8 protein-coding genes are annotated in these 13,673 nt (G+C 47.7%); all 8 read left to right on the forward strand.

Translation table 11 applies throughout. From position 1 onward, the window contains the following. Window positions 1-15 precede the first annotated feature (15 nt). The 8 genes from prc to FIU82_RS06885 all read left to right on the forward strand — a co-directional run bounded on the left by prc (window position 16) and on the right by FIU82_RS06885 (window position 13,658). On the forward strand, window positions 16-2,046 hold the full coding sequence (gene prc, locus FIU82_RS06850) for a carboxy terminal-processing peptidase (protein WP_022943974.1): 2,031 nt from the start codon (window positions 16-18) through the stop codon (window positions 2,044-2,046). 142 nt (window positions 2,047-2,188) lie between these two features. Continuing rightward, window positions 2,189-3,664: a Na+/H+ antiporter NhaC gene (gene nhaC, locus FIU82_RS06855; RefSeq protein ID WP_045978717.1), complete on the forward strand. Its 1,476-nt coding sequence runs from the start codon at window positions 2,189-2,191 to the stop codon at window positions 3,662-3,664. A 55-nt stretch (window positions 3,665-3,719) separates the two neighbouring features. Then, window positions 3,720-6,329, forward strand: a complete 2,610-nt coding sequence (gene pepN, locus FIU82_RS06860; RefSeq protein WP_152440675.1) for an aminopeptidase N — start codon at window positions 3,720-3,722, stop codon at window positions 6,327-6,329. Window position 6,330: 1 nt separating this feature from the next. Then, on the forward strand, window positions 6,331-6,552 hold the full coding sequence (locus tag FIU82_RS06865; protein WP_026110974.1) for a DUF2835 domain-containing protein: 222 nt from the start codon (window positions 6,331-6,333) through the stop codon (window positions 6,550-6,552). A 243-nt stretch (window positions 6,553-6,795) separates the two neighbouring features. Further along, entirely contained in the window at window positions 6,796-8,883 is a 2,088-nt protein-coding gene (locus FIU82_RS06870; RefSeq protein WP_022943970.1) for a DUF1302 domain-containing protein, read from the forward strand. Window positions 8,884-8,895: 12 nt separating this feature from the next. Beyond that, window positions 8,896-10,263, forward strand: coding sequence for a DUF1329 domain-containing protein (locus FIU82_RS06875; RefSeq protein WP_152440676.1), 1,368 nt, complete (start codon window positions 8,896-8,898; stop codon window positions 10,261-10,263). Between the two features lie 75 nt (window positions 10,264-10,338). After that, window positions 10,339-11,337 carry a YCF48-related protein gene (locus FIU82_RS06880; RefSeq protein ID WP_152440677.1) on the forward strand — a complete coding sequence of 333 codons (999 nt, stop codon included), beginning with the start codon at window positions 10,339-10,341 and terminating at the stop codon, window positions 11,335-11,337. 2 nt (window positions 11,338-11,339) lie between these two features. Further along, the gene (locus FIU82_RS06885) at window positions 11,340-13,658 is read left to right on the forward strand and encodes an RND family transporter (RefSeq protein WP_022943967.1); all 2,319 of its coding nucleotides are present in this window, start codon (window positions 11,340-11,342) and stop codon (window positions 13,656-13,658) included. Window positions 13,659-13,673 lie beyond the last annotated feature (15 nt).

Here is a 13,673-nt window from a genome sequence, read left to right on the forward strand (position 1 = left end):
AAGAAGGAGTTGTGCATGAGTAAGTCGTTTTCACTCATCCCACTGGTCGCTGCCCTTGTAGCAGCACCGGCCTTAGCCTCACTGGATAAGGTCACCATGGCTGATTTGCCGACCCTACAGCAGGAGTCGCAACACAGTACAGCAAGTAAACGAGTGACGAATCTCTTCACACGTGCACACTACAAGCCAATACGATTCAATGATGAACTGTCGGAGCAAATGTACGACCGTTACATTGAATCGTTGGATTTCAATCGCACTATCTTCCTAGAGCAGGATATTGCTAAGTACGAGCAATATCGTGATAAGTTTGATAATGCATTGAAATCCGGCAAACTCGATTTTGCCTATGACTTATTTAACCTTAGTATGAAGCGTCGTTTCGAGCGCTACGACTATTCATTGTCTTTACTTGAGAATGAATTTGACTTCACTAAGGACGACAAATATTACTTTGACCGTGAACAGGCGCCCTATGCGAAAACGCAGGAAGAACTCAATGAGTTATGGCGACAAAAGGTCAAATACGATGCGCTGCGTTTGAAGCTGACCGGCAAAGACTGGGAAGGCATCAAAGAGGTATTGGAAAAACGCTATACCTACACCTTAAAACGCTTAGTGCAAACAAAAAGCGAAGACGCTTTCCAAATTATTATGAACGCGTTCGCGCGTTCTATTGAAGCTCATACTTCCTATTTATCACCCCGACGTGCTGAGCAGTTCAAGATGGACATGGATCTTGAACTCGAAGGCATTGGCGCGGTCCTTAGTTACGACGAAGACTACACCGTTATTCGTTCTCTAGTGCCCGGCGGCCCAGCGGATAAAACCGGTGAAATCAGCCCCGAAGACCGCATTGTCGGTGTTGCTCAAGGGGAAGACGATTTTGTTGATGTGATCGGTTGGCGTTTAGATGATGTCGTTGATCTCATTAAAGGCCCTAAAGGCACTGTGGTGCGGTTGCAGTACCTAGAGGGTAAAGATGACCACGGCATGCCCAAAGTAGTAGAGATCACACGTGATAAAGTGCGTCTTGAAGATCGTGCAGCGAAATCGAGTGTGTTCGAAGCCAGCTATTCTGAGCTGACCAGCAAAATTGGCGTGATTGAAATCCCAGGCTTCTATAACAACCTCTCTGAGGATGTTAAAGGCGAGCTGGTCAAGTTAAAAGAGCAAAAAGTAGATGGCGTGGTTATTGATTTACGCCAAAATGGTGGCGGCTCCTTGTATGAAGCCACCAAGCTAACAGGCTTGTTTATCGATCAAGGGCCGGTGGTGCAAATTCATACTCTTAACGGACGAATTGAGCAGCAAAAAGACCGAGATGGTGTGACCTATTATGATGGTCCACTGACTGTATTAGTGGACCGTTACAGTGCTTCGGCATCGGAAATTTTCGCGGCTGCTATGCAAGATTACGGTCGTGCGGTGATCATTGGTGAGCAAACCTTTGGTAAGGGCACGGTGCAGCAACACCGAGGCCTGGGACGCAACTACGACTTGTACGACAACCCACTAGGTAGCGTGCAGTACACCATCGCTAAGTTCTACCGTATTGATGGTGGCAGTACCCAGCACAAAGGCGTGGTCCCTGATATTGAGTTGCCTTCTCCGATAGACCCCGCAGAGTGGGGAGAGAGCCAAGAAGACAACGCGTTGCCATGGGATAGCATTGTCCGTGCTAATTACGCGATGGTCGATACCCTTGATGGCACCATCAATTATTTGGCGAAGGAGCACGATAAGCGTGTTGCCAGCGAGCCTGAATTCAATTACGTGATGCAAGACATCAAAAAGTACAAAGAAGAGAAAGATCGTAAATTCATCTCTTTGAATGAGAAAGAGCGTCTTGACCAACGTGATGAGCGCAAAGAGCTTGCCTTGAAGCGCACCAACGAGCGGCTTGCGCGTCTAGGATTGGAAAAAGTGGAAGACGTTGATGATGCCCCTGAGGTATTAGATGAATTCGACCCATTCTTGGAAGAGGCGGCGTTAATCACCCAAGATTATATTAAACAAGGGCGCTTGGCGAAGAACAATAAGTAACCAAAAACCACGAAAAAGGGCGCTTTGAGCGCCCTTTTTGTCGTTTAGACGGTGTTAAAAATGTTTTCCTCTGGTACTCTTTGCGCTGATAATAACAATAACCCTCGTGTGTCGTGCTTAAGGCGAGGGCAGGAGAATCATTGTGACAACCACCAAAGAAGCCAAGTTTCTTGATGCATTGATCCCCATCGTCGTGCTTATTTGTTTGCTCGGCGCAGCGGTGTATCTCTATGGTGACAGCTCGTCGTCAGGCCCCAACCAAATAGCCTTACTGTTTGCGACGTTCACCGCAGCATTGATCGGTTTAAAAAACGGCTATACCTGGAAAACCCTTGAAGAGGCGATGATTAAAGGCATCACTATCTCCTTGGGCGCTATATTAATACTGTTGATGGTCGGTGCCTTGATTGGCACTTGGCTGCTATCGGGCACCGTGCCGACGCTCATTTATTACGGCCTACAAATTATTAACCCGCATTGGTTTTATGCCGCAAGCTGCGTTATATGCGGAATTGTTGCGATGAGTATCGGTAGCTCTTGGACTACCGCAGCCACCATAGGTGTGGCCTTACTTGGGGTAGCCAATGGGTTAGACTTAGATCCTGTGGTCACCGCCGGTGCGGTTATATCCGGTGCTTACTTTGGTGACAAGCTCAGCCCACTGTCGGAAACCACTAACTTAGCGCCAGCAGTGGCAGGGGCCGACTTATTTACTCATATCCACCACATGCTTTGGACCACGGTTCCGAGTTTTGTGATAGCCGTGATTATTTTCATCTTTATGGGCTTTAACGCCGACGTGAGCAGCGATACCGCAGGCATAGATAACATGGTTGGGCTGTTGCAGGACAACTTTAACATTAGCATCGTCAACTTGGTGCCTTTAGTGGTGTTGTTGGCACTGGCTATTCGCAAAATGCCGGCATTCCCGGCAATTTCTATTGGGGCAGTATTAGGCGCAGTGTGGGCGCTACTGTTCCAAGGCGAATTATTAGCCAGCCAAGTGGATGTCTCCCAAGGCCAATTAGTTGGCTATTTTAAGCTAGTTTGGGCAACCTTTTTTGATGGTTTTGCTATTCAAACTGGCAATGCAAAAATGGATAGCTTGCTCTCTGGCGGCGGCATGTCGGGGATGTTGACCACCACTTGGCTCATTATGATGGCGTTGATGTTCGGCGCTATCATGGAAAAGACCGGCCTGCTAGATGTGTTTGTGCGCAGCATCTTAAAAATAGCTAAATCCACAGGGTCGCTTATCGCATCCACTATCGCCACATGTATCGGTACCAATTTAGTCGCTGCTGATCAGTACATTGCTATTGTCGTGCCGGGTCGCATGTTTAAAGAAGAATACAAAAAACGGGGCTTACGCCCAGTGAATTTGTCACGTACGTTAGAAGATGGCGGCACTATAACCAGCCCACTTATCCCTTGGAATACCTGTGGTGCCTACATGCAAAGTGTACTGCTAATTAACCCATTTGATTACGCTCTATACGCCTTCTTTAATTTGATTAATCCAGTGTTAGCAGTGATCTATGCTTATTTCGGTATTAAGATTTTAAAGTTAGAGCCAAAACACTTACAGCCTGAAACACAAGCGCAACGTAGCGAATAACCTATAATGTGGGCATCACCTGATGCCCACTATGAGCAACAGAGGACTGTCCTATATGACCTCCCAGCATGGCAATGCGAAGTATTTAAAAGACTACCAACCCCCTCATTTTTTTATTGATACCCTTACCTTAGACGTTGATTTACAGCCGACACAAACCACAGTGTATGCCCGCTCCGAGGTGCGTCGCAATGAGGCAAACCCGGCAAATGACTTAGTGTTAGATGGTATAGATTTAACTCTAAAAGAGGTAAAAGTTGATGGCCATACGTTCACCAACTACGACATTAACGACGAGCAATTACTGCTGCGCGATGTGCCACAACACTTTGTACTAGAGATAACAACGGCCTGTTCGCCACAAACCAATAGCTCATTAGAAGGTCTGTATTTATCAGACGGTGCTTATTGCACCCAGTGTGAAGCTGAGGGGTTTCGTAAAATCACGTACTTCCTTGATATACCTGATGTTATGGCCGAGTATGAGGTCACCATCAAAGCGGATAAAGCCCAGTTCCCCTATCTACTGTCAAATGGCAACAAGATTGCCAGCGGTGACTTGGCTGATGGCCGCCACTTTGCAACTTGGCACGACCCCTTTAAAAAGCCAAGCTACTTATTTGCCTTGGTAGCCGGGGACTTCGACGTATTACGTGATAGCTACACAACTGTCTCTGGTCGTGAAGTGGCATTAGAGCTCTATGTAGATAAGGGGAATTTAAGTAAAGCCCCGCATGCGATGGCGTCCCTCAAGCGGGCAATGCAATGGGATGAACAGCGCTTTAATCTCGAATACGACCTTGATGTGTACATGATAGTTGCGGTCGACTTTTTCAATATGGGAGCGATGGAAAACAAAGGGTTAAATGTCTTTAACTCGAAATGTGTGCTCGCCAATGAAGAAACCTCAACGGATCGCGATTTCCATTTGATTGAATCTATTGTCGGTCACGAATATTTCCATAATTGGACGGGTAACCGTGTGACTTGTCGGGATTGGTTTCAGCTCTCTTTGAAAGAGGGATTGACGGTGTTTCGAGATCAGGAGTTCAGCTGCGATCTAGGCTCACGAGCCCTCAACCGAATCGATGCGGTTAAGGTGATGCGCACACATCAGTTCGCTGAAGATGCGGGGCCAATGGCTCATCCTATTCGCCCTGAGAAGGTCTTAGAAATGAATAATTTTTATACCGTGACGGTGTATGATAAGGGCGCCGAAGTGATCCGTATGCTGCATACATTGCTGGGTGAGCAAGGCTTCCAAAAAGGCATGCAGTGCTACATTGAGCGTCATGACGGCCAAGCGGTGACTTGTGATGATTTCATTAGCGCTATGAGTGATGCGAATGGCTTTGATGCCTCACAGTTTAAACGCTGGTACAGCCAATCGGGTACCCCACAAGTACATGTGCAGGAACAGTTCGACGCGCAACAGCAGCAATATGTACTCACCCTGAGTCAGCACCATAGCCCGACAGCAGATCAACCAAACAAAGATAATTTGCTCATCCCTGTGGCGATTGAACTGCTTGATAGCCAAGGTAAGGCATTGAGCTTAAATGCGCATGGCGTCGCTGATAACGTATTGCAGTTACACCAAAGTGAACAGCAGTTTGTGTTTGACAATATCACCGAGCGACCCGTAGCGGTGCTGTTTGAGGACTTCTCCGCGCCGGTTAAAGTTCAGTTTGAGCAGAGCCTTAACGATCAATTGCATATAGTGCGCCATGCTAGCAGCGACTTCTCCCGCTGGGATGCGCAGCAAAGTGCATTAAGCGGGTGTATTCTAGACGAGCTTGGACGGGGCGAAAAAGCCCAGCTTGATGAAGCAGTGTTAGCCACATTGAGTGACTTACTTAATGCTGCATTAGCCGGTCAAGAACATGATCTGGCCTTAGTCGCAGAGCTATTACAGCTACCTAGCTTTGATACCTTGAGTGCTCATTTTGAGCAAGTCCCTGTTGATGCCATCACAGCCGTGACTGAGGCATTTGCGCAACAAATTGCCGAGCACTTGCAAGTGCCGCTGAGCGAAGTAGTGAGCCAACTCAGCGACGATAAGCAGCAATCGCAACAAAGCGTTGCCAAGCGAGCGTTACTCGCGACCTGTATGGGGTATTTAGCGCGCGTAGATACGCAGCTTGAATTTATTGAGACCCAGGCACATCAGGGCTCAATGACTTTATCTTTGGCGGCGATAAAAGCGTTGATCCTTGCTCAACACCCTCGCAGTGGCGCTATGTTAGACAAGTTCGCGGCGCGTTGGCAGCATGATACTCTTGTGATGGATAAATGGTTTAATCTTCAGGCCCTGCGCAAAGGCTCGGACAGCTTTGCCAATCTGACTCGTTTATACCAACACCCTCACTTTAGTTGGCGTAACCCCAATCGAGTACGTGCTCTTATTGGTGCCTTTGCGATGAGTAACCCAACGCAATTTCATGCCAAAGACGGGCAGGGCTACGCGCTATTGGGTGATGCTTTAGTGAAGCTCAATGATATCAATCCACAGAACGCTTCGCGCCTGATCACGCCGTTGTTGGCATGGCGACGTTTTGATAGTACGCGTCAGCAGTTGATGAAAGAGCAACTAGAGCGTTTAAAGGTATTACCAAAACTCAGCAAAGATTTATTTGAAAAGGTAGATAAAGCCCTCAGTGAATGAGATTAAAGAATTTTATTTCACGCTATCTATGAGTTACAGCCAGTGTCTGGCCTATTACAAAGGCCGGATTTCTGCTGTGCAAGTCATTGACGACGCCGGGCGAAAAATTCGTTTCCCGGCTAACAAACTGCTTCCCTATATGTCACAAATCGGCATCCGTGGGCGTTTTCGCTTGTTATTGGATGCGAATAATAAGTTTATTCGCTTAGAGCGCGTTCACTAATTCAACCTGCTTATGTGCGCTATTTTTAAACAGTTGTAAATTGCATTTGTCGTTAACGTTATTGTCATGTATAAAAATAGTGGTAGGATGTCATACCATTAGCGCAGATAAAGGAAAATTAACGCTTATTACAGGCCATTAATCTAGATTGTTTGTAAATTTCGCGTATCCTTTCTAATGTATAAGACTACACTAAAAACAATAACTTGATCTTAATTACCCGCGCAAAGGGGGGAAGCAACAATGATAAGACAGCCACTATTTGCTAAGCATCGTTTAGCGCTCTGTGTAGGGGGAGCGATGCTCGGCATGAGTAGCGCCGCACACAGTGCCAGTTTTACAGTCGGGGACTTCGATGTTAACTTTGACTCGACATTTTCATACGGACAAAGCATTCGTACGGAAGATAGAAACTTCGACGCCAACATAGGTAAAAGTAACCATCCACGCTTTGACTGGACCGGTTATAACGCCGCTTTGAATCCAATCTATTCATCTGCAGATGTGTGGGCCCAACCTGGCGCTTACTCTAATAATGGTGATGCGGGTAACTTAAACTTTGATAGTGGCGATACCTTTTCACAGCAGCTAAAAGGCACACATGAGTTAGCCATCAATGGCGACATGTACGGTTTCTTCTCGCGCTTCATGTATTTTTATGATTTCGCTTTGATGGATGGTGACTTTGCTTACACCAATCCTACCTCAGGAGAACAGGTTGATCCCTGTGACTATGACGAAACCAAAGAGCAAGTCTGTGCTGATTTTCGTTTGCTTGATGCCTTCATTTGGGCCGATTTTGATTTCAATGAAGGTCGCAACCCGCTCTCTGTGCGTTTAGGTCAACAAGTTGTAAACTGGGGTGAAAGTACCCTAATATCACATGGTATCAATGTTAACCCTGTAGATATCGACCGTCTGAAGGCACCGGGTGCTGAAGTAAAAGAAGCCTTTATTCCCGTCGGCATGTTATGGGCCTCACTAGGTATTACCGATAACATCTATCTTGAAGGTTTCTATCAGTACGAGTGGCATGAAACTCGTCTACCAGCATCGGGAAGTTATTTCTCGACCAACGATTTTGCCTCGGAAAACGGTTTTAACCAAAACGTACAGTTAGGTTTCACCTCCAACCCAGATATTGACCTTGCCTTTTTAACCGAGAGCCTCAACAACCTTGGCAGTGATTGGCAGATGGCCGCAGCGGCGCAGGGTATTGACCCTAATTCAGCAGCGGGGCAACAGTTACTGGCTAATATGTACTTGGCATACCCCACTAAGGTGGCACTTAAAGGCAAAGGTCACAAAGGTAAGACTGAGCCCGATGATGGCGGCCAGTATGGTTTGCGCCTAGGTATGTTTATGCCTGACTTCAATGATACTGAAGTAGCGCTTTACTACATCAATTATCATAGCCGCCGCCCAGTTATCTCTGGACAAGTATCGGACTTTACTGCCATTGGCGATGATTTAGCGATGTTGGCGACGACGGAAATCACAGAAGACAACGTCACCGATCTGCAAGCGTTTACCAAAGCGGTATTAGCCTATCCAGAAGACATTAAACTGTATGGCTTGAGCTTTAACACGGCGTTAGGCGAGACCGCATTCTCAGGCGAATTTGCGTTTCGTCAGGATGAACCACTGCAAGTGGATGACGTAGAGCTTCTATATGCCGGTATGCCTGAGCAACTAGCTGTTGCCGGGTTACGTCCAGAATTTGCGGGTATTTCACAGTTGAGCCCAGGCGATGCGACCTCGGTTGTAGGCCCAGGTGAAACGGCACAGGGTTATATCTTGCGCAACACGGCACAGCTACAATTCACTGCCACACACCTGTTTGGCCCTTATCTAGGTGCTGACAGCTGGGCCGTTGTTGGTGAAGTCGGCGGGGTGCGTGTTAATAACATGCCAGAGTACGATGAGCTGCGTTTGAATGTGGCGGGGACTGGACGCAGTGGCGTCATTCAAGGACCTGCGGCCGACTATACCGCGTTGCAAATGGCGCTTTCCAATGGCCCAGAAACAAATCCATTCCCAACGGCTTCGGCGTGGGGATATCGTCTTATTGCCAAGGGGGATTACTTCAATCTCTTCTCAGGCGTAAACTTTTCACCTAAGTTCGTATTCTCCCACGACGTCAATGGCATTACACCTGACCCAATGTACTTGTTTATTGAAGATAGAAAATCGTTGGGGATTAACCTGAACTTTAATTATCAAAATACTTGGTCTTTCGACGTCGGCTATAGCTCTTTCTGGGGCGGTGGTGCGACGAATAACTTCTCAGACCGAGACTTTGTGTCGTTTAATATTAAATATTCAATTTAAAAGGGTACACGCATGTTAACTAAACCTACCCTCATTGCAGCAGCCTTTTGTGGCATCTTTGCCACTTCTGCAGTACAGGCAAAAATAACACCCGAGCAGGCTGAACGCCTGGGCGCGGATTTGACACCTATTGGTGCACTTAAAGCAGGTAATGAAGATGGCTCTATCCCTGCTTGGGATGGTGGTATTACTAAAGCTCCAGAGAATTATGAGCAAGGGATGCATCACCCTGACCCTTATGCAGATGATCAGGTCCTTGTCACCATTGATAAGTCGAACTTGGAACAGCACAAGGAATTCTTGAGCCCGGGTCAGATAGCCTTATTTGAGGCGTACCCTGACACCTTCAAAATGCATATCTATCCGACTCGCCGTAGTGCATCTTTCCCGCAGTTTTATTACGATGCAACGAAGAAGTATGCCACTGAAGCGGAGTTGATTGAAGGCGGTAACGGCATCAAAAACACCGCTATCGGTGTGCCATTTCCAATTCCGGAAAACGGCTTAGAGGCGGTGTGGAACCACTTGTTGCGCTACCGTGGTTTATCGATTGGTCGTTATGGTGGTCAAGCCATGCCAACAGCCTCGGGTTCGTACAACCTGATTGGTTTTGATGAGCAGTTGTTAGTGAAGTACTCGGATCCAGAGGCCACACCGGAGCAGCTGCAAGAGTCGAATATTCTGTTTAAATTTAAACAGCGTGTCACCGAGCCAGCGCGCCTTGCAGGCACCGCATTGTTAGTGCACGAAACCATGGACCAAATCCTCACGCCACGCCAAGCATGGACGTATAACACCGGTCAGCGCCGTGTTCGCCGTGCCCCTAATGTTGCATACGATGCACCGGGAACAGCGTCTGATAACTTGCGTACTACCGATGACTTCGACATGTTCAATGGTTCACCGAACCGTTATAACTGGGAACTCAAAGGTAAAAAAGAAATGTACATTCCGTATAACAGCTATAAATTGCATAGCGATGAGCTAGAGTACGATGACATTCTTAAACCTGGTCACGTTAATCCAGAACATGTGCGTTATGAAAAACACCGCGTCTGGGTGGTTGAAGCGACGCTTAAAGAAGGTACTCGCCACATTTATAAGAAACGCGTGTTTTACATCGATGAGGACAGCTGGCAGATTTCGGTCGCCGATTTATACGATAACCGCGACCAAATGTATCGTGTAGCCATGGCCCACGGTGTGAACTATTACGAAGTACCAACGCACTGGAGTACGTTGGATGTTTATCACGACCTAAACTCACGTCGTTACTTGGCTATTGGCTTAGATAACCAAGAGAAAATGTACGACTTCTCTGAGTCGTTCCAAGACAATGAGTTTACATCTAATGCACTTCGTCGCGAAGGGCGCCGTTAATCTCCTCGGAACTCCTCAGGTCTGCTGCTGCAGGCCTGAGGCTCTCACGTTAACCCTCTATAGGCTCAATTAGATATGAAGTACTTGCTTTGGGCGGTGTTGCTTTTGCCCCTTGGCGTCAGCGCGCAACAAGAGACACCACAACCGGCTTATCAGGCTGACAGTGCCACGCGCACGTTATTTACCGATATCACCACAACAGAATCACGCGTTATCGCCGTTGGCCAACATGGCACCATTGTATACAGCGATGATGGCGAGCAATGGCAGCAGGCCACCAGTCCTATTGATACCCTGCTGACAGCGGTGTTCTTTATTGATAATCAACAAGGCTGGGCATGTGGTCACGATGCCAGCATCTTAGGCACCACCGATGGCGGCGCCAGCTGGCAGTTACTGCAGTATCGTCCTGATCTTGATAAACCGTGCTTGGATATTCACTTTTTCGATAAGCAAAACGGCGTTGCTGTGGGTGCCTATGGAATGTACTTCGAGACCAAAGATGGTGGCCAAAACTGGACTAAACGCTTTTTAGATAGCCTTCTTTACCCCGAAGATAGGGACTACCTCAATGATTTGAAGGTCAACGATCCAGAAGGTTATGAGATAGAAACTAGCTCCATCTTGCCGCACTTTAACCGCATTGCTGAGACTTCCAAAGGGCTTTACATTGCAGGTGAAATGGGACTGATAGCGCACAGCACCAGCCAGGGTCAAAGCTGGCAACGGGAACAGGAGATATATCATGGCTCCTTTTTCGATATTGCAGAGGTCGAAGGCGAAATACTGGTTGCCGGTTTACGCGGTAATGCATTTAAACGAGGCGAAAGCGGCCAGTGGCAAGCACTGCGTACGCAAGAGCAAGCAACCATGAACAGCATCGTCGAAAGCAACAAGGGTGGGGTGTATATTTTTGGTAACTCCGCTGTGATTTACCGCTTAGAAAACATGCAACAGAACCAGCTCAAGGCGCGTCAACGCGCTGATGGTAAAGCCGTGATGGATGGTGCGGAGTTTGCTGGTAAGTTGATTCTAGCAACGGAAGCGGGCATTCAAACCAAGGAGTTAAACTAATCATGCAAACTTTAGTGGAATTATTAGAGCGCAGTTTATTCCGCCATCGCATGTGGGTGATCTTGGCCTTTATTATCGCCACCGTGGCCTTGGCGTGGCAGGCAACTAAACTGCAATTAGATGCGTCGTTCAATAAGAATATCCCGCTTAATCACCAATACATGAAGGTGTATACCAAACACGAGAAGCAGTTTGGTGGCGCCAACGGCATTCTCATTTCCGTGTGTGATGCGCGTGGCGATATTTTTAACCCGGAATTTTTTACCCAATTAAAAGCGGTACACGACCAACTGTATTTCATCCCTGGGGTTAACCGCCCACTGGTTAATTCAATTTACTCTCCAAGCGCGCGCTTTGTTGAGGTGGTTGAAGATGGATTCAGCGGTGGCCCTATTATTCCTGCAAACTTCAGTGCCGACAAAGCAGGCCTTGCACGAGTAAAAGAAAATATTGAAAAGGCCAAAGTTGTAGGGCGCATGGTGGCCTCGGACTACTCCTGTGCCATGGTCAGCGCTCAGCTCATGGAGTTTGACCCACAAACCGGTGAAAAGCTCGACACTCTTGATATTGCAGAGCAATTAGAGAGTAAAATTCGCACTCCTTTAAGCACTGACAACGTCAGCATCCATATTATCGGCTTTGCAAAAATGGCCGGTGATATTGCTGAGGGTGCCAAAGACGTGGTTCTTTTCTTCGCTATCGCCATCGCAATTACCTTAGTGATGGTCTGGCTGTTTTGTAAAAGCTTCAAGCTCACACTGCTGCCAATAGGCTGCTCGATTATTGCTGTGGTTTGGCAAATGGGGCTGCTATCAACACTTGGCTTTGGCCTTGATCCAATGTCGATTTTAGTGCCGTTCTTGGTATTTGCTATTGGCGTGAGCCACGGTGTGCAGATGATCAACGGCATTGCCAAGAAAGTGCAGTTAGGCAGTGATGCCAAAACCGCTGCGCAATCAAGCTTTAAAGCCTTACTGATCCCCGGCGGCATTGCTTTGCTATCGGATACGGTGGGCTTCTTAACCTTGCTGGCGATAGACATCGGTATTATTCGCGAGTTGGCGATTACAGCCAGTTTAGGTGTGGCGGTGATCATCTTCACTAACCTGCTTCTGTTGCCTGTGATAGCGTCTTATCTGACCTTTTCAAAGCTCGCGGTACTAGAAGCCGATAATGCCAATAAGAACGCGCTATTTAAGCTCCGTGAATTGTTGGTTGCCACCACTAACAAGAAAAATGCGACGGCTATTTTAATTTGCACCGCTGTGTTGTTTGCATTTGGCTACTGGCAGTCACAAAACATGCGCATAGGCGATTTACACGCTGGGGCACCGGCGCTGCACGAGGAGGCGCGTTACAACCAAGACACCTTCCTCATCTCCGATCGCTACAGTATATCTGTCGATATCTTAAAAGTGATTGTCGAAGCCTACCCAGCAGCTTGTACCGAGCACGAAGTGATGGACCGTATCAGCCAATTCCAATGGCGTATGGATAATATCCCTGGGGTGCAAAGCAGTGTTTCTTTAGCCAGTGTCGCTAAAGCCGTGAATGCTGGTTACAACGAAGGCAATTTGAAGTGGCAAACGCTACCACGCAATAGCGCTTCTCTCGTGCAAGCAACTTCACGGGTGGAAACCAGCTCAGGTCTTCTCAATGGCGATTGCTCGGTGATGCCAGTGATCATCTTTATGGAAGATCACAAGGCCGAGAGCATAGAGCGCGTAGTGGCCGCAGTGAAAGAATACGGTGCTGAATTTGGCACAGACAAAGTGTCATTCCGACTGGCATCCGGACCAATTGGCGTGATGGCGGCAACGAATGAATCGGTATCGAAAGCGCAAACGCCGATGATGCTGTACGTCTACGGTGCGGTGATTGTATTGTGTTTATTGAGCTTCCGCTCGCTGCGCGCCACTATCGCCGTGGTGTTGCCGCTATACATTGTTTCAACGTTGGCGCAGGCGCTGATGGTGGGGCTGGAAATAGGCCTAACGGTGTCGACCTTACCCGTCATTGCACTGGGGGTGGGTATCGGTGTCGACTATGGTATTTACATTCTCTCGTCGATGATGACTCAGCTCAAACAAGGCGTGCACTTAAGTGAAGCGTATCGAAATGCACTAGCAGAGCGGGGCAGTGCCGTGCTCTTTACTGGTATCACCTTGGCAGTGGGAGTGAGCACATGGATCTTCTCTGCATTGAAGTTCCAAGTTGATATGGGCATCTTGCTGACCTTCATGTTCTTGGTGAATATGCTCGGTGCAGTGCTCATTTTGCCAGCAATCGGTGCCTTTCTCTGGTCTGACCAGAAAAAATAATGTGAATACTTGTGT

Origin of the sequence: Pseudoalteromonas sp. THAF3 (genome assembly GCF_009363775.1) — a bacterium.
GTDB classification, from domain to species: Bacteria; Pseudomonadota; Gammaproteobacteria; order Enterobacterales; family Alteromonadaceae; genus Pseudoalteromonas; species Pseudoalteromonas ruthenica.